This is a genomic window from Streptoalloteichus tenebrarius (assembly GCF_024171885.1).
GTDB lineage: Bacteria > Actinomycetota > Actinomycetes > Mycobacteriales > Pseudonocardiaceae > Streptoalloteichus > Streptoalloteichus tenebrarius.
Genome location: NZ_JAMTCP010000057.1, coordinates 1 through 17,604, shown reverse-complemented (window position 1 = coordinate 17,604; position 17,604 = coordinate 1). Strand labels below are relative to the sequence as shown.

The 17,604-nt window shown below is 72.0% G+C and carries 14 protein-coding genes and 1 tRNA gene; 5 read left to right on the top strand and 10 right to left on the bottom strand.

The annotated features are described in order from the left end of the window. Position 1 precedes the first annotated feature (1 nt). The 10 genes from LX15_RS29345 to dnaA all read right to left on the bottom strand — a co-directional run bounded on the left by LX15_RS29345 (position 2) and on the right by dnaA (position 14,159). Positions 2–75, bottom strand: a tRNA-Ile gene (locus LX15_RS29345). Between the two features lie 287 nt (positions 76–362). Next, positions 363–1,247 (bottom strand): DUF3566 domain-containing protein, encoded by an 885-nt coding sequence (locus tag LX15_RS29340; protein WP_253674062.1) that lies wholly within the window; start codon positions 1,245–1,247, stop codon positions 363–365. A gap of 50 nt (positions 1,248–1,297) precedes the next feature. Next, entirely contained in the window at positions 1,298–3,787 is a 2,490-nt protein-coding gene (gene gyrA, locus LX15_RS29335; protein WP_253674060.1) for a DNA gyrase subunit A, read from the bottom strand. 92 nt (positions 3,788–3,879) lie between these two features. Next, positions 3,880–5,838, bottom strand: a complete 1,959-nt coding sequence (gene gyrB / locus LX15_RS29330; protein ID WP_253674058.1) for a DNA topoisomerase (ATP-hydrolyzing) subunit B — start codon at positions 5,836–5,838, stop codon at positions 3,880–3,882. A gap of 266 nt (positions 5,839–6,104) precedes the next feature. Further along, positions 6,105–6,401, bottom strand: coding sequence for a hypothetical protein (locus LX15_RS29325; RefSeq protein ID WP_253674056.1), 297 nt, complete (start codon positions 6,399–6,401; stop codon positions 6,105–6,107). A gap of 499 nt (positions 6,402–6,900) precedes the next feature. Further along, on the bottom strand, positions 6,901–7,404 hold the full coding sequence (locus LX15_RS29320) for a DciA family protein (RefSeq protein ID WP_253674116.1): 504 nt from the start codon (positions 7,402–7,404) through the stop codon (positions 6,901–6,903). Positions 7,405–7,708: 304 nt separating this feature from the next. Further along, entirely contained in the window at positions 7,709–8,884 is a 1,176-nt protein-coding gene (gene recF / locus LX15_RS29315; protein WP_253674054.1) for a DNA replication/repair protein RecF, read from the bottom strand. A gap of 170 nt (positions 8,885–9,054) precedes the next feature. Further along, positions 9,055–9,966, bottom strand: a complete 912-nt coding sequence (gnd, locus tag LX15_RS29310; RefSeq protein ID WP_253674052.1) for a phosphogluconate dehydrogenase (NAD(+)-dependent, decarboxylating) — start codon at positions 9,964–9,966, stop codon at positions 9,055–9,057. 85 nt (positions 9,967–10,051) lie between these two features. Then, on the bottom strand, positions 10,052–11,194 hold the full coding sequence (gene dnaN / locus LX15_RS29305; protein ID WP_253674042.1) for a DNA polymerase III subunit beta: 1,143 nt from the start codon (positions 11,192–11,194) through the stop codon (positions 10,052–10,054). A 1,288-nt stretch (positions 11,195–12,482) separates the two neighbouring features. Further along, entirely contained in the window at positions 12,483–14,159 is a 1,677-nt protein-coding gene (dnaA, locus tag LX15_RS29300; protein ID WP_253674025.1) for a chromosomal replication initiator protein DnaA, read from the bottom strand. A gap of 562 nt (positions 14,160–14,721) precedes the next feature. Here dnaA and rpmH point away from each other — a divergent pair. The 5 genes from rpmH to LX15_RS29275 all read left to right on the top strand — a co-directional run bounded on the left by rpmH (position 14,722) and on the right by LX15_RS29275 (position 17,297). After that, on the top strand, positions 14,722–14,865 hold the full coding sequence (gene rpmH / locus LX15_RS29295; protein WP_073480234.1) for a 50S ribosomal protein L34: 144 nt from the start codon (positions 14,722–14,724) through the stop codon (positions 14,863–14,865). A gap of 14 nt (positions 14,866–14,879) precedes the next feature. Continuing rightward, a complete protein-coding gene (rnpA, locus tag LX15_RS29290; RefSeq protein WP_253674009.1) occupies positions 14,880–15,326 on the top strand; it encodes a ribonuclease P protein component in 447 nt (148 codons plus the stop codon). Next, positions 15,323–15,667, top strand: a complete 345-nt coding sequence (yidD, locus tag LX15_RS29285) for a membrane protein insertion efficiency factor YidD (protein WP_253674007.1) — start codon at positions 15,323–15,325, stop codon at positions 15,665–15,667. The genes rnpA and yidD overlap by 4 nt, the downstream gene beginning before the upstream one ends. 4 nt (positions 15,668–15,671) lie before the next feature. Beyond that, positions 15,672–16,682, top strand: coding sequence for a membrane protein insertase YidC (gene yidC, locus LX15_RS29280; RefSeq protein ID WP_253674005.1), 1,011 nt, complete (start codon positions 15,672–15,674; stop codon positions 16,680–16,682). A 63-nt stretch (positions 16,683–16,745) separates the two neighbouring features. Further along, positions 16,746–17,297, top strand: a complete 552-nt coding sequence (locus LX15_RS29275) for a Jag family protein (protein WP_253674003.1) — start codon at positions 16,746–16,748, stop codon at positions 17,295–17,297. Positions 17,298–17,604 lie beyond the last annotated feature (307 nt).

The following is a 17,604-nucleotide window of genomic DNA, read 5'->3' as shown; positions in this document are numbered from 1 at the left end:
GTGGGCCTAGCTGGACTTGAACCAGCGACCTCTTCGTTATCAGCGAAGCGCTCTAACCGTCTGAGCTATAGGCCCTTGGTGCGACACAGAGATTACCCGACGGGTCCCACGGTCCCCAAATCGGGTCCCCCCAGACCACGCGCTCACCCGGAAAAGCCCTGTTCACCGGGGGAAGCGTGGCTCGGTTCAGCTTAGCCCGCGGTCAGGGCGAACCGGAAATCGCGCAGGTCGGGCGCGCTCCCCCGCGCCCGCCGCCGACGCGGGGATCACCGTCGGACCACCCGAACCGGGGTCAAGATCACAAAGACGAGGCCCCGCCGGACCGGTGGAGCGGTCCGACGGGGCCTTCCGTCACTGCTTCGTCACTCCCGCTCGGAGAGTGTGACCTCCACACCGCCGACCAGGTCGGCGGAGACGTTGTAGACGAACGCGGAGACCGTGGCCAGCGCCGTGAACAACACGATGTTGATCGCGCCGATGACGGCCGCGACGCCGAACACGCGCCCCGCGCTGATCAGCGCCTCGGAGCCGCTGTCCGAGCTCTGCACGAGGTCGGTGTAGGTGCCGTTGATCTGGTCCCACACGCCCATGCCGTCCAGCACGCCGTAGAGCACGCCCACGGCGACCAGCCAGACGAAGAACAGCGCGACCGAGAGCACCAGGGCGAGCTTCAGCACCGACCACGGGTCGATCCGCTTGACCTGGAGACTCGCCCGGCGCGGGCCGCGGCCGGGCCGCCGGGCGGTGCCGCCCCCGCCGCCGGTCCCCGACGACGAGCCCAGGCTGGCCTTGAGCCCGCCGAGCTGCACCGAGGCGCGGGCGCCGGGCGCGGTCACCGACGGCCCCGACGCGTCGGGGTTCCACGGCGGCGCCTCACCCGCGCCCTCGACGGGAGCGGCGGTCAGGGCGTCGACCGGCAGGGCGGCCGGTGGCTGCCCCAGGCCGGGTGGCGTGGCGGTCTCGCCTCCCGTGTGGCCGGTGACCGCGACCCGCTGCCACGGCGGCGTCCCGCCGGACTCCACGGGGAACTCGCCGTCCCCGGCCGGAGCGGACGTCGGCTCCGTCCCTCCGGCCGGGGACACCGGCTGCGCCTGCTTCACCGTCGGCTGGTCGGCCGCCTCCACGGACCGGGCTCCCTCCCCGTCCGCCTCGGGCGTGCCGTTCTTCCCGGCCTGGGCCGGGTGGGTGATCACCGAGGTCTTCTCGGCGTCACGCGACGGGCGGTTCGGGTCCTGGGGAGCAGTCATGGGCGGTCCTTTGCCGACGGTGGTCCGTCGAGTTAGACGCTTGTCTCCGGCTACTTGTTGCCTTCAGTGTCGGGATCCGACGCCTCATCCGCATTGCGTGCGACCGCCAACAGGGTGGCACCATCACCAAGATTCATCAGGCGCACCCCCTTGGTCTGGCGGCCGGCCTTGCGGACCTCCTTGGCGGAGGTCCGGATGACCCCCCCGGTGGAGGTGATGGCGTACAGCTCGTCGTCGACGTCGACGATGAGTGCTCCCACAAGCCTGCCACGTCGGCGGTCGTGCTGAATGGTCAGCACACCCTTGCCGCCGCGTCCCTGCACCGGATAGTCCTCGATCGGGGTGCGCTTCGCGTAGCCCCCGTCGGTGGCCACCAGCACGAAACGGCCCTCCCGGACCACGCCCATGGACAGCAGCTCGTCACCGGCGTTGAACCGCATGCCGAGCACGCCGGAGGTGGCGCGGCCCATCGGCCGCAGCGCCTCGTCGGTGGCGTGGAACCGGATCGACTGACCGTCGGCCGAGACCAGCAGCAGGTCGTCGTCGGACGAGCAGAGCACCGCCCCGACCAGCTCGTCGTCCTCGCGCAGGTTGATGCCCACGATGCCGCCGGAGCGGTTGGAGTCGAAGTCGACCAGGCGGGACTTCTTGACGTTGCCCCGCTTGGTGGCCAGCACCAGGTACGGAGCCGCCTCGTAGTCCTTGATGTGGATGACCTGGGCGATGTGCTCGTCCGGCTGGAACGCCAGCAGGTTCGCCACGTGCTGGCCGCGCGCGTTGCGGTTGGCCTCGGGCAGCTCGTACGCCTTGGCCCGGTACACGCGGCCCTTGTTGGTGAAGAACAGGATCCAGTCGTGCGTGGAGCACACGAAGAAGTGCGCCACGATGTCGTCCTGCTTGAGCTGGGCACCCTGCACGCCCTTGCCGCCACGCTTCTGCGACCGGTACAGGTCGGTCTTGGTGCGCTTGGCGTACCCGGTCCGGGTGATGGTGACCACGACGTCCTCGACGGCGATGAGGTCCTCCATCGAGACGTCGCCCTCGAACGGGACGATGCGGGTGCGCCGGTCGTCGCCGTGCTTCTCGACGATCGCCAGCAGCTCGTCCCGGATGATCGCGCGCTGCCGCTCCGGCCGGGCCAGGATGTCCTGGAGGTCGGCGATGGTGCGCTCGATCTCGGCCAGCTCGTCGACGATCTTCTGGCGCTCCAGGGCGGCCAGGCGGCGGAGCTGGAGCTCCAGGATCGCGCTGGCCTGGACCTCGTCGACGCCCAGCAGCTCGATGAGGCCGCTCCTGGCCTCGTCGGCGGTGGGCGACCGGCGGATGAGGGCGATGACCTCGTCCAGCATGTCCAGCGCGCGGACGTACCCGCGCAGGATGTGGGCCCGCTCCTCGGCCTTGCGCAGCCGGTACCGGGTCCGCCGGACGATGACCTCGACCTGGTGCTTGACGTAGTACCGCACCACCTGGTCGAGGCGCAGCGTGCGCGGGACGCCGTCGACCAGGGCCAGCATGTTCACGCCGAACGAGTGCTGGAGCTGGGTGTGCTTGTACAGGTTGTTCAGCACGACCTTGGCGACCGCGTCCCGCTTCAGCGTGATCACGATCCGCATGCCGCTGCGCTTGTTGGACTCGTCGGCGACGTCGGAGATGCCGGTGAGCTTGCCATCCCTGACCAGCGCGGCGATGTTCTCGATCAGGTTGTCCGGGTTCACCTGGTAGGGGAGCTCGGTGACGACCAGGATGGTCCGCCCCTTCGCGTCCTCCTCCACGTTCACCACGGCGCGCATGCGGATGGAGCCGCGCCCGGTGCGGAAGGCGTCCTCGATGCCCGAGGTGCCCAGGATCAGGCCGTGCGTCGGGAAGTCCGGCCCCTTGATCCGCTCCATCAGGGCGGCCAGGGTGGTCTCCTCGTCGGCGTCCGGGTTCTCCAGGGCCCAGACCACGCCGTCGGCGACCTCGCGCAGGTTGTGCGGCGGGATGTTGGTCGCCATGCCGACCGCGATGCCGCCGCCGCCGTTGACGAGCAGGTTGGGGATGCGCGACGGCAGGACGTCGGGCTCCTGCGTCTTGCCGTCGTAGTTGTCGGAGAAGTCGACGGTGTCCTCGCCGATGTCGGCGAGCATCTCCATGGCCAGCGGCGTCAGGCGGCACTCGGTGTACCGCATGGCGGCGGCCGGGTCGTTGCCCGGGGAGCCGAAGTTGCCCTGGCCGTCCACCAGCGGGTAGCGCATCGACCACGGCTGGGCCAGGCGCACGAGGGCGTCGTAGATGGCCGAGTCGCCGTGCGGGTGGTAGTTGCCCATCACGTCGCCGACGACGCGCGACGACTTGACGTAGCTGCGGTCGGGGCGCAGGCCGGTGTCGTACATGGAGTACAGGACACGGCGGTGCACCGGCTTGAGGCCGTCCCGCACGTCGGGCAGCGCGCGCGACACGATCACGCTCATCGCGTAGTCGATGTAGGAGCGCTGCATCTCCTGCTGGACGTCGACCGGCTGGATGCGGTCGCCTCCCGACGGCACGGTCGTCTCGGTCATTCCTGTCCTTCTCGTCTGTCCTGGAGTGGACGGCTGATGCGCTGGGTCGGGGCGGGTGACCGGGCGCCCGCCCGGTCACCCGCGTGGCCGCGTCACACGTCGAGGAAGCGAACGTCCTTGGCGTTGCGGATGATGAACGAGCGCCGGGCCTCCACGTCCTCGCCCATGAGCACGCTGAACAGCTCATCCGCGGTGGCCGCGTCGTCGAGCGTGACCTGGAGCAGGGTGCGGTGCGCCGGGTCCATGGTGGTCTCCCACAGCTCCTCGGCGTTCATCTCGCCCAGACCCTTGTACCGCTGGATGGCGTCGTCCTTGGGCAGCTTGCGCCCGGCCTCGATGCCGCGCTGGATCAGGCCGTCCCGCTCCCGGTCGGTGTAGGCGTACTCCGGCTCGCTCCTCGGCCACTTGATCTTGTACAGCGGCGGCTGCGCCAGGTAGACGTGGCCGTTCTCGATCAGCGGGCGCATGAACCGGAACAGCAGCGTGAGCAGCAGCGTGCGGATGTGCTGGCCGTCGACGTCGGCGTCGGCCATCAGCACGATCTTGTGGTACCGCAGCTTGCTCAGGTCGAACTCGTCGTGGATGCCGGTGCCGAGCGCGGTGATCAGGCTCTGGACCTCGGTGTTCTTCAGCACCCGGTCGAGCCGCGCCTTCTCGACGTTGATGATCTTGCCTCGGATCGGCAGGATCGCCTGGAAGTACGAGTCGCGGCCCTCCTTGGCCGAGCCGCCCGCCGAGTCGCCCTCGACGATGTAGAGCTCGCACTCCTCCGGCTTGGTGGAGCGGCAGTCCTTCAGCTTGCCGGGAAGGCCGCCGATCTCCAGCGCGCTCTTGCGCCGGACCAGCTCCTTGGCCTTGCGGGCGGCGATGCGCGCCTGCGCCGAGGACACCGCCTTGCTCACGATCGTCTTCGCGTCGGCCGGGTTGCGGTCGAACCAGTCGGGCAGCCACTCGTTGCAGGTCTTCTGCACGAAGGACTTGGCCTCGGTGTTGCCCAGCTTCGTCTTGGTCTGGCCCTCGAACTGGGGCTCCCTGAGCTTGACCGAGACGATCGCGGCCAGGCCCTCGCGGACGTCGTCGCCGGTGAGGTTGGCGTCCTTCTCCTTGAGCAGCTTCTTGTCCCGCGCGTACTCGTTGATCACGCGGGTGAGCGCGGAGCGGAAGCCCTCCTCGTGCGTGCCGCCCTCGTGGGTGTTGATCGTGTTGGCGAACGTGTACACCGACTCGCTGTAGCCGGTGTTCCACTGCATCGCGACCTCGACCTCGATGCCCTCGCCCTTGGCCGAGAAGGCGATGACCTTCTTGTGCACGGCCTCGCGGGTGGCGTTGATGTGCCGGACGAAGTCCTCCAACCCACCCGGGTAGTGGAAGGTGCGCTCGCGCAGCTTGCCGGCCTCGGCGTCTTCCTCCTCCTCGGACATCCGCTCGTCCCGCAGGACGATGGTCAGGCCCTTGTTGAGGAACGCCATCTCCTGGAGCCGGCGGGAGATGGTCTCGATGTTGTACGTCGTCGTCTCGAAGATCGTCGGGTCGGCCCAGTAGGTGACCGTGGTCCCGGTCCTGGTGGTCGGCTCGCCCTTGCGCAGCGGGTGCGCCGGCTGGGAGTGCTCGTACCGCTGCCGCCACACGTGCCCGTGGCTACAGATCTCGACCTCCAGCGCGACGGACAGCGCGTTGACCACGGACACGCCGACACCGTGCAGACCGCCGGAGACGGCGTAGGCGTCACCGCCGAACTTGCCGCCGGCGTGCAGGGTGGTGAGCACGACCTCCACGGCGGGCCGCTTCTCCACCGGGTGCATGTCGACCGGGATGCCACGACCGTCGTCGGTCACCCGCACCCCGCCGTCGGCGAGCAGCGTGACCTCGACCTTGGTGGCGTAGCCCGCCATCGCCTCGTCGACGGCGTTGTCCACGACCTCCCAGATGAGGTGGTGCAGACCCCGCTCGCCGGTGGAGCCGATGTACATGCCGGGCCGCTTGCGAACCGCCTCGAGGCCTTCGAGCACGGTGATGGAGGACGCGCTGTACTCGTTCTTCTTGGCTGCCACGGGCCTCGGTGTCTCCTCGTGCAGGGGCGTGTTCGGCGTCGGGGGCGCCGGCGGGACGGCCCGCGCCAGCCACGACCGGTGACAAGTCTACCGGGCAGGTCCCACAAGAGGGGGCCAAGGACACCCCTGAGAACGTCACAGAGCGCCCGTCGCGAAGCCGGCCGGGTGCGGGGAGCGGGGGACGCGAATCCGGGCCGCTGCGCGGCTCTCGATCGCCAGCGCGGGTCCGGCGGGCCACCGCGCCCCCGGCCGCGCGCCGGGCGGGGTCAGCCGTGGGCGCGGGACTCCCCGTCGCCGGGGTCCCGGTCGCGTTCCTGGGCGGCGCCAGGCTCGGGGTCGGGGTCGGTCTCGAAGTCGAGGTCCCCGATGCGCTCCTCGACGCTGGTGACCTCGGCGATCGCCGCCCGCGCCCGCGCCGCCGTGACGGCGACGTCCGCGTACACGTCGACCAGGACCTCACGGGCCTCGCGGGAGAGCCCGAAGTCCGTGCGCGCCATGAAGTCGACGAGCTGGTCGACGACCATGGTGAGTTCGAGGAGCCGACGCTTCTCGGACGCGGACAACAACAACTGCCGGGGAACGGGGGCGGGCGCCGCCTCGGTCCTGGCCGGCGCACCGCGCTCCCCCGTTGGCCGTGGTGACCGCCGGGGCCACCGGAGCCAGCTTCCTGACCACCGCCTGCGGATCTTGGGCCTCCTCGGTCCGCGAGTCGAGCACCGACACCCCGGCCCACCGGCCGGGAGCGCGCCGCCCGGCTGTCGTCGGTCGACACCCCGCGCGCCGCGCCGTCCTCACGCCGGGCCGCCGCGACCGGCGTCAACGCCACCACCGCCCCGGCTGGGCCGTGCGGACGCGTCCACATGCTGGGCCGCCGAGGGGACGGTAACCCGCCCGGTCGGACTTCGGGTCCTCTTTCCTCTTCTCCCCGGCGACGAGCGGCAACCCGACTCCCCCATCCTGCCGCGCCGAGCACCCGCCGTGATCCGGGGTAACGCGTCTCACCTCGCGGCCGGCACGGGAGTGGGGCGTCACCCCGCGCGCGGGCGAACGCGACGGGCGACCTCAGCCGTAGGTGTCGCGAGGCCCGCGCCCGGGGACGTGCAGCGGTCCCTTGCGCCAGCTCGGCGCGGCCGGCCCCTGGACCCGCAGGCGTTTGACCACGTCAGGACCCACCCCGGCGGAGATCTTGGACAGGAGCTGGCGCTGCAACAGGCGGAGCTGGGTCGCCCACGCGGTCGAGCTGGCCTGCACCGTCAACTCCCCGTCCCGCAGGGACACCGGACGGGCGTGCTCGGCGACGTCGGCGCCCACCAGGCTGGCCCACCGGCCGAACACCTGGCCCCCGGCGAGGCGGTCGGTCCACCCCCGCTCGGCGGCCAGGCGCGAGGCGAGGCGGCCGAGCGGCTGGGGGTCCCTGTCGTCAGGACGCGCCCCCGACCAGCTCCGACGGCGTCGGGACTGCCCGCTCCCCGCGCCCCACCTCGGTTTCCCGCGCCCACGGCCCCTGGCCTTCGCCGAGGCCCGCGCCGCCTCCAGCGCGGCGCGCGCGAGGTCCGGCCCCCGCAGCGCGCCCGCAACGCCCGCGTCAACCGCGTCAACCGCGTCGACCGGGGAGGCGGGCGCCTGTCCCTCGCCACCGGCGACGTGCTCCGACGCGCGCCCGCCGCCGTCCTCCCCTGTTCGGCGGTTGTCCTGCCGCTCAGGGCGACGCCCGGGATCGGTTCGGCGGCCGGGCGTCACGGAGTTATCCACACAATCCACAGGGTTATCCCCAGATGTGCGAGGACTCACAGCCCGGTTGTGCCCAGGAGCCGGGCCTCGGGCGGAGGCCGGTCCACCGCCGGACCCACCGCCGCCGCGCCCCCGGAGGTCAGACACGTCGCACCTCTCCGTCCCGCACCTCGTACCGGGCGCCCACCAGCTCCTCGGGCACGTCCTCCGGCACGGCCGCCGTCACCAGGACCTGCTCCGCGCCCAACGCCACCCCGGCCAGGCTCCGCCGCCGCCGCCGGTCCAACTCGGCGAACACGTCGTCCAGCACCAACACCGGCTCCGCGCCGTCGGCGCGCAGCAGCTCGAACGAGCCCAACCGCAGGGCCAGGGCGAACGACCAGGACTCGCCGTGGCTCGCGTACCCCTTCGCCGGCGCCTCGCCGAGCACCAGGTCCAGCTCGTCCCGGTGCGGCCCGACCAGGCACACCCCACGTTCCAGCTCCTGGGGCCGGACCCGCCCGAGTTCGTCGAGCAGCGCGGCCTCCAGCGTCGCGACGTCCGCCCTCGGCCCACCTGGCTGTCCATAGCCCTCCGGCAGCGCGCCGCCGAGCGAACTCCGGTAGGCGATCGACGCGGGACGCGACTCCGGCGCCACTCCCGCGTACGCCGCGCCGACATGGGGTGCGAGGTCGGCGACGAGATCCAGGCGAGCGGCGAGCAGCTCAGCGCCGTGTCGCGCGAGGTGGCCGTCCCACACGTCCAGCGTGCGGATGTCCCCCGCCTCGCCAGTGCCCTCCCCGCCCCGACGACCCGCGCGTCGCGCGACACCGGCGCTCTTCAACAGCGCGCTGCGCTGCTTGAGCACCCGCTCGTAGTCACCGCGCACGCCGGCGAAGCGGGGAGCGCGCAGCACCAGCAGCTCGTCGAGGAACCCCCGACGCTCCCCGGGGTCGCCGCGGACCAACGCCAGGTCCTCGGGCGCGAACAACACGGTACGGAGGATGCCGAGCACGTCCCTGGGCCGCGGGACAGGCGCGCGGTTGACCCTGGCGCGGTTCGACCGACCGGGGGTGACCTCCAGCTCGACGAGCAGCTCGCGGCCGGCGTTGACCACGGCGGTCCGCACGATCGCGCGGGAGGCGCCGTGCCGCACCAACGGGGCGTCGGTGGCCACCCGGTGCGACCCGAGGGTGGCGACGTAGCCGAGGGCCTCCACCAGGTTGGTCTTGCCCTGACCGTTCGCCCCGACCAGCACGCTCGGCCCCGGCTCGAAGGCCACGTCGGCGTGCGCCCAGGACCGGAAGTCGGTGACCTGGAGGTGTCTGACGTACAAGAACGGAAGCCTTCCCGTTTCGGCGGGTCGGGGCAGCGCTCGACGGTGCGCGCGGCGGGACCACCGGCGCGCCCGCGCCCATGTCGGCGTTCCGGTCACCCGGAGGGACCAGTGCGACCGGAACGCCGACGACGAGACGTCGTCCTCGGGGGGCCTCGGCGGCCCGGGGCCTACTTGACCTCGCCCGCACCCGAGGTGGGGCCGGCCTTGTGCACGGCGTGGCCACCGAACTGGTTGCGCAGCGCGGCCACCGCCTTCATCGCCGGGGAGTCCTCCTGGCGCGAGGCGAACCGGGAGAACAACGCCGCCGACATGACCGGGGCCGGCACGGCGTGCGCGATGGCCGCCTCGATGGTCCACCGGCCCTCGCCGGAGTCCTCCACGTAGCCGCGCAGCTCGGCCAGCTCCGGGTCCTCGCCCAGCGCGTTGACCAGCAGGTCCAGCAGCCACGAGCGGACGACGGTGCCCCGGGTCCACGCCTTGAGCACCGCCGGCACGTCCTTGACCACGTCGGCCGCGGCGAGCAGCTCGTACCCCTCGGCGTAGGCCTGCATCAGGCCGTACTCGATGCCGTTGTGGACCATCTTCGCGAAGTGGCCGGCGCCCACCTCGCCGGCGTGCGCGAAGCCCTCGTCCCTCGGCCCCTCGGGGCGCAGCGCGTCGAAGATCGGCATGGCCCGCTCGACCAGCTCGGCGTCCCCGCCGACCATCAGGCCGTAGCCGTTCTCCAGTCCCCACACGCCGCCGGAGACGCCGCAGTCGAGGTAGCCGATGCCCTTCTCGGCGAGCAGGGCCGCGTTGGCCTGGTCCTCGGTCCAGCGCGAGTTGCCGCCCTCGATCACGATGTCACCCGGCTCCAGCAGCTCACCGAGCCGCTCCACGGTCTCCCTGGTGGGAGCGCCGTGCGGGACCATGACCCAGACGACGCGGGGGGCCGAGAGGCGGCCCACCATGTCGGCCAGCGACTCCGCGTCGCTGACCTCCTGGTTGCGGTCGAAACCGACGACCTCGTGGCCGGCTCGGCGCAGCCGCTCCCGCATGTTGAAGCCCATCTTGCCGAGACCGACGAGTCCGAGCTGCACGGTTGCTGTCCTCCTGCCGTTGGGGCACTCGACTGCGTTGACTGCGATGTCGATGTTGTCGCTGGTGGCGCCGACGCCGGTGGCGTCAGCCGGGCAGCCGCACCGGCATCAGCAGGTACAGGTAGCCCGGGGCCACCCCGCCATCCTCGTTCACCGGCTTGACCAGCGCAGGGCGGGTGGGTGTGGTGAAGGACAGGTGCGCCCGGTCGGTCCGCACGGCGGCGAGGCCGTCGAGCAGGTAGCTCGGGTTGAACGCGATGGTCAGCGGCTCGCCGGTCAGCTCGGCGGGCAGCTCCTCCTCGGCGCTGCCCTCGTCGTCGCCCCCGGCGGTGAGCTTCACCGCGGAGCCGGTGAACTCCAGCCGGACCTGGGTGCCGCGCTCGGCGACCAGCGACACGCGCTTGATCGCCTCGACCAGCGGCGCGACCTCGACGATCGCGGCGGCGCTGTGCTCGGCGGGCAGCAGCTTGCGGTAGCCGGGGAACTCGGCGTCGAGCAGCCGGGTGGTGGTGCGCTTGCCGTTGCCGGCCATGCCGAGCAGGCCGTCGCCGGAGCCGAGCGACAGGTCGACCGTGCTGCCCGAGGCGCCCAGGGTCTTGGCCGCCTCGGCGAGGGTGCGGGCCGGCACCAGCACGGCGGTCGGGTCAACCTGGGCCGACGGCTCCCAACCGAACTCGCGCATCGCGAGCCGGAACCGGTCGGTGGCGACCATGGTCAGCCGGTCGCCCTCGATCTCCAGCCGGACGCCGGTCAGCATCGGCAGGGTGTCGTCCTTGCCGGCGGCCACGGCCACCTGGGAGACGGCCTCGCCGAAGACCTCGCCCAGCACCGACCCCGTCCGCTGCGGCATCGCCGGGAGCTGGGGGTAGTCCTCGACCGGCATGGTGGGCAGGCTGAACCGGGAGCTGCCGCAGGTGATGGTCACCCTGGCGCCGTCGACGGCGATCTCCACGGGGTGGTTGGGCAGCGCCTTGGTGATGTCGGCGAGCAGCCGGCCGGACACCAGCGTGCGACCGGGGGCCGCGACGGTGGCCGGCACGGTGACCTGCGCGGAGACCTCGTAGTCGAACCCGGAGACGGTGAGGGTGTCCCCGGTCTCACCGCCCTCACCGGAGCCGGCATCCAGCAACACCCCGCCCAGGACCGGCACCGGCGGCCGGGACGGCAGGCTGCGCGCGACCCAGGCGACGGCGTCGGCGAGGCCGTCGCGCTCGACGCGGATCTTCATCGGGCGTCCTTTCGAGTTCGACAGTGCTCATCGGTGCCGCCCACCGCCCTGACCAGCACGGACGCGGTCGGGGCGGCGGGTCGGTCGAACACGAGCCGGCGGCGGTACGAGGACGAGCGTGACTCGGGGGCCGCGGGCCGCCGGGTCGGAGACGATCCGGGCGACGGCGGGCCGTGGAGCGCTGGGCGCTGCCGGGTACCGGCGCGGTGGGTACTCACCGTAGAGCGTCCGGGCGGGTCCCGTCATCCGGGGGTTCGCCCCGCCCCGGCCGGTCTGTCCCCAACTTCGCCGCCGCCCTACTGCTCTTTGGGTTTTCTCTTCGAGATTGATGAACAGCCGTAGTAGTAGGGGCTGTGAACAGTGTGGACAACTACCTGAAACCGCAGGTCAGCGGCCCTGCGCCGTTGTGGAGCACCGGTGGATGGAGCCCGTGGACAACTCGGGCCACCCGTGGACAACTCGGCGGCCGCTCCAAACGCTCCACAGGAAGCCCGAGTTCTCCACAGGGTTCTCCACAGATGTGGGTCGACTAGTCCCCAGGGCGTGCACAGGCTCCCGGTGGCGTGGATCTCGAACTTTTCTGGTTGTCCACACCCGATCGAGTGCCCACAGGGGCAGAAAAGTTCGCGCCGCGAGGGGGTCGGAGGGCTCCCGCAGGGGGCGGCCGGACCCCCTCGAAGGCCTTCCCGGAGGGTCGGGTCGGGGGTCTCGCGGCGCTCCGCGACGCGGCCGGCCGCCGCTCGGACGCGGGACAAAACGAATCCGGTGGAGGCTGCGTCTCGGGCACGCGAACTCGTTAACCCCGCCGTCCTGGCGGGGGTCGGCACACCGGGCCGAACGCGCCACCCGGCCGGCCTCCAGGGCGTCCACCAGGCCCTGACCAGTCGAGGAGAACCGGCGTTCGCGCCGCAGGGCCGGTCCCCGGCTCGGCGGTCATGACCGAGGGCGGACGCACGTCGGCGCCCCTGCGACGCCGACCGGTCACGACAGGGGGCTTGTTCGCCCGAACTCGCGTCTGGCGTCCGCCTGGGGGCGCGTGTCCCCGCTCGTTCCGCGCGTCGCCGACCGTCTCGACCCGGGTCAGGGCGCGGCCGGAGGCCGACACCGGCGAGGGTGAGGACACCGGCGGCGAACGCCGACCTTTCCGAGTCGGGCAGGACCAGGCGCGGCCCTCACACCACCAGAAAAGATCCCGCCCCGGACGGCGGGCCGCCGCGGCCCCGAGGGGGACGCGGGCGTGCGCCGACGCCGGGGGAACGGGTGGTGACGGAAGGGGAGCGGCCCGGCCTCAGCCGCGGGCGCGCTGCTTGATCCGGGCGGTCAGCTCCTGCACCTGGTCGTAGATGCGGCGCCGCTCGGCCATCTCCTTGCGGATCTTCTTGTCGGCGTACATGACCGTGGTGTGGTCGCGGCCGCCGAAGGTCTGGCCGATCTTGGGCAGCGACAGGTCGGTCAGCTCCCGGCACAGGTACATGGCGATCTGCCTGGCCTGGGCGAGCGCCTTGGTCTTGCCGGGGCCGCACAGGTCGTCGATGCCCACGCCGAAGAACTCCGCGGTCGCCGCCATGATCATGGGCGCCGTGATCTCCGGCTGGTGCGAGTCCGGGATCAGGTCGCGCAGCACGATCTCGGCCAGGTGGACGTCCACCGGCTGCCGGTTCAGCGACGCGAACGCGGTGACCCGGATCAGCGCGCCCTCCAGCTCCCGGATGTTGCGCTCGATCCGGGCGGCGATGAACTCCAGCACCTCCGCCGGCGCGGCCAGCCGGTCCTGGGCGGCCTTCTTCCGCAGGATCGCGATCCGCGTCTCCAGCTCGGGCGGCTGGATGTCGGTGATCAGACCCCACTCGAACCGGGTGCGCAGCCGGTCCTCCAGCGTCTCCAGCCGCTTCGGCGGCCGGTCCGAGGAGACCACGATCTGCTTGTTCGCGTTGTGGAGCGTGTTGAAGGTGTGGAAGAACTCCTCCTGGGTGCCCTCCTTGCCCTCCAGGAACTGGATGTCGTCGACCAACAGCACGTCGACGTCCCGGTACCGGCGTTGGAAGGCGACCTTGCGGTCGTCCCGCAGCGAGTTGATGAACTCGTTGGTGAACTCCTCCGTCGACACGTACCGCACCCGCATGCCGGGGAACAGGCGCTGCGCGTAGTGCCCGACGGCGTGCAGCAGGTGGGTCTTGCCGAGCCCGGACTCACCCCAGATGAACAGCGGGTTGTAGGCGCGGGCCGGAGCCTCGGACACCGCCACCGCCGCGGCGTGCGCGAACCGGTTGGAGGCGCCGATGACGAACGTGTCGAAGGTGTACTTCTCGTTCAGCCTGGTCTGCGACGGCGGGCGGCTGGGCTGCGCGGCCGCCGCGCCGGAGAACGTGGGCCAGATCTCGTGGACCGTGGCCAGTGCCTCGCGCTCCTCGTCCACCTCCTCCTCGCCGTCGCCCTCCTCGGCGGGCTGGCCGCCCGGCGGGGACAGCGAGTGCGGTGGCGCGGGCGCGGGGTACCCGGCGGGACCGGCGCCGATGGGCGCCGGGCTCATCGAGCCGGGGGCCAGCGGCCCGGCGAGCACCGTCGTCGCCGCGCCCGGCCCCAGGGGCGGGTCGAGCGGGGAGATGCTCTCCACCGGCCGCGCGGGGACCGGCGGGATCCGCGAGGCGGACGGGCCCGGCGGCACGGGGTGCACCGGTGGGGGGACGGGCGCCGGGACCGGCGCGGCCGTGTCCACCTTCACCGCGAGGGACACCGGGCGGCCGAGGCGGCGCGAGAGCGCGGCGGTGATCGGTTCCCGCAGCACGCGCTCGATCGCGTCCTTGGCGAACTCGCTCGGGGCGGCCAGCAGGGCGGTGCCGTCCAGCAGCCCGATCGGGCGGGTCACCCGCATCCAGGCGCGTTGCTGCGGGGACAGGGTGCCCGAGGACAACTCGTGCACCACCTGTTCCCACACGAGACCGAGGTCGGTCTGGTGGTCGGACACCTGCGGGCTCCCCTCCCCTCGCCGGTAGCCGGGTCACCCTGCCGGTGATCCGGTTCGGTCGGGCCCACTCAGGCGAAGCAAGCCCTGATCGTGGACGCCGACACCGGGACGATACGGGCGTCCACAAAGTTGTCCACAACTGTGCATGAAGGTACGACGGATCGAGCCGGAGCCCCCCACAGCCCCCCGGCGTGCCGCGGCACACGCCGGCGCCGTCTCCCCCTTCTCCGCCCTCCGGCGAGGCGATCGTGGAGGGGCACGCTAACAAGGTGTGCGCGATGCCACAACACTGGCTCGCCAGGCAAGCAGCGACGCTCTGCGTGGCGTGTCGGAGGCTCGTCCCCCGCCCTCGGGAGGACCCCTGATTTGAGCTGGACCCTCCCGGGTGCGTAGTCTCGTACGGTCTCCCGCTGAGTGGCGGGCGTGTCGTGCTGTGCCGGAACGGTGCCCGACACTCCCCCGACTCAGTGACTTCGGGTCGCTGCGCTCCCGAGCCATGGCTCGTGAACAGCGATCGGAGACGACCCCAGACCTGCCTGCAGTGAGCACCGGGAGAACCGCCGTGAGCAAGGGCAAGCGCACCTTCCAGCCCAACAACCGCCGCCGCGCCAAGACCCACGGGTTCCGGCTGCGCATGCGCACCCGCGCCGGCCGCGCCATCCTGGCCGCTCGCCGTCGCAAGGGTCGCGTCGAACTGTCCGCCTGAGAACCCGTCGCGCCGTGCTTCCCGCGGCCGCCCGGCTGACCCGCGGCCAGGACTTCGCACTGGTGGTTCGCCGCGGCCGTCGTGCCGGGCGGGCCCGGCTCGTGCTGCACGCGATGCGGGGCGACGCCGTCGCCCCTGAGCGCGAGCGGCGGGCGGAGGGGCACGGAGCGGAGCAGACATCGCCCACCCGGGCAGGGCTCGGTCCGGCCCGGGTGGGCTTCGTCGTGAGCAAGGCCGTGGGCGGCTCCGTCGTCCGTCACGGGGTGTTGCGCCGGTTGCGGCACGTGGTGCGCGACCGGCTCCCGGTGCTGCCCGCCGACCTCGAACTCGTGGTGCGGGCGCTGCCCCCGGCCGCCGAGGCGACCAGCGCCGAGCTGGCCGCCGACCTCGACGCGGCGTTGCGTCGACTCCGACTGCTTCCCGAGGACTCCCCCCGCGACCCGGCGGCGGGTGTGGCATGAGTCCCTCGCCCGGTGGGGCCGGCGGGCGGCCGAGCCCGCTCGCCAGGGTCCTGCTGGCGCCGATCCGCGGCTACCGGCGCTGGATCTCCCCGTACCTCCCGCCGACGTGCCGGTTCCACCCGACCTGTAGCACGTACGCGGTCGAGGCGTTGACGGTCCACGGCGCGGTGCGCGGCGCCTGGCTGACTGTCCGCCGCCTGTCGCGCTGCGGCCCCTGGCACCCTGGAGGCCTGGACCCGGTCCCGCCGCGGGGTCCCCAGCGCGACGACGGCGCCGAGCGGGCACCGAGTGAGTCGGCCGGCGGAGCCGGCTGGTCCCCACACACCCCTGCCGAGGAGTAGGTCTGTGCTGAACTTCATCTACTACCCGGTGTCAGCCATCCTCTGGTTCTGGCACAAGGTCTTCGGCGCAGTGTTCGGGCCGTCCACCGGCGCGGCCTGGGCCCTGGCCGTGGTCTTCCTGGTCTTCACGCTGCGCGCCCTGCTCTTCAAGCCGATGCTGCACCAGATGCGGTCGATGCGGAAGATGCAGGAGTTCGCCCCGCAGATCAAGAAGCTCCAGGAGAAGTACGGCAACGACCGGCAGAAGCTCGCCCAGGAGATGCAGAAGCTCCAGGCCGAGCACGGGGTGAACCCGCTGGGTGGCTGCCTGCCCGCGCTGGTGCAGATCCCGGTCTTCATCGGTCTGTTCCACGTGCTGAAGGAGTTCCGGCCCGGCAAGACCGAGAACTACATCTTCGGCGCGGCCGAGGTCGACTCGTTCAACCAGGCCAGCATCTTCGGCGCGAAGCTGAACACCTGGATCAGCATGTCGAACCAGGAGCTGGCCAACTTCGGCGTCGAGCGGTCGCACGTCGCGCTCGTGGCGATCCCGCTGATGCTGGTGGCCAGCGTCGCGACCCACTTCACCGCGCGGCACTCGGTGGCCAGGCAGACCTCGGCGGCGGCGGCCAACCCGCAGACCGCCATCATGAACAAGGTCACGATGTACCTGTTCCCGCTGGGCGTGCTCGCCGGTGGCCCCTTCTTCCCCATCGCGATCCTGCTCTACTGGCTCTCCAACAACATGTGGACGCTGGGTCAGCAGTACGTCGTGTACCACCGCCTGGACCGCGAGGAGGAGGCCAAGAAGGAGGCCGTCTCCGTCCAGCGGCAGGCGTTGGCCCCGAAGCCGGGGCAGAAGCCGGTGCGCCAGAAGGCCACCCGCCCGGCCGGTGAGACGCCCTCCGGCAAGGAGTCCGGGGAGACCGCCGGGTCGGCGGCGGTGAAGCCGGCCGAGACGCCCGGCATCGTCGCGGACGGCTCCCGCGCCAAGAAGCAGCAGCACAAGCCCAAGCAGGCGCGCAAGCGCCGCTGAGCCGAGCGGTCCCGGTCCTGCCCCGACGACGGGCGGACCGGGACAGATCCGAGAGGAGACACGGTGTCGGAGACGTTGCAGGCGTCCGGTGCCGACCGGGACGTCGACACCGACCGGGACGGGGACAAGGCCAGCTCGCCCGCCGAGCTGGAGGAGCTCCTCGTCCGGGAGGGCGACATCGCCGGCGACTACCTGGAGCGGCTGCTCGACCTGCTCGACTACGACGGGGACATCGACCTCGACGTCGAGGCCGGCCGCGCCGTGGTGAGCATCGACGGCGGGGACGACCTGGACAAGCTGGTGGGTCGTCGCGGCGAGGTGCTGGAGGCGCTACAGGAGCTGACGCGGCTGGCGGTGCAGCAGGAGACCGGCGCGCGCAGCCGGCTCATGCTGGACATCGCGGGATGGCGGGCGAACCGGCGCAGCGAGCTGGCCGACCTCGGTCGCGCCACGGCGGAGAAGGTGCTCGCGACGGGCAAGGCGGCGCGGCTCCAGCCGATGACGCCGTTCGAGCGGAAGGTCGTGCACGACGCGGTCGCCAAGGTGGGCGGCGTGCACAGCGAGAGCGAGGGCGAGGAGCCCAACCGGCGGGTCGTCGTCTTCAAGAAGGACTGATCCCCTCCCCTCGGCTCACGCGGACCTGGCGGGGAACGCGCGGCTGACGGGACAACTGAACAGACTCGGAGCGGGCCCGGAACAGACCGGGAAGAGACACCGACTCCGGTCGACCGCCGCGGAGGACGCTCGGTTGGGATCTCCCAGCCGAGCGTCCTCGTTCGTGAGGCCTGCCGTGTCGGGGAAGCCTGAGGTTCTGGTCGTCGGCAACGGGGCCGGGGAAAGCGCTTCTCTCCCCGTCAGCCTCGGTATCGTCCGATCCTCGGTGCGGTGCGGTGCGGTGCGGTGCGGTGCGGTCCGGTGCGGT

Bases quoted from the DNA above. Each gene is read 5' to 3' on its own strand.
- LX15_RS29340 (WP_253674062.1), bottom strand. From the start codon at position 1,247: ATGACTGCTCCCCAGGACCCGAACCGCCCGTCGCGTGACGCCGAGAAG.
- dnaN (WP_253674042.1), bottom strand. From the start codon at position 11,194: ATGAAGATCCGCGTCGAGCGCGACGGCCTCGCCGACGCCGTCGCCTGG.
- gyrA (WP_253674060.1), bottom strand. From the start codon at position 3,787: ATGACCGAGACGACCGTGCCGTCGGGAGGCGACCGCATCCAGCCGGTC.
- yidD (WP_253674007.1), top strand. From the start codon at position 15,323: ATGAGTCCCTCGCCCGGTGGGGCCGGCGGGCGGCCGAGCCCGCTCGCC.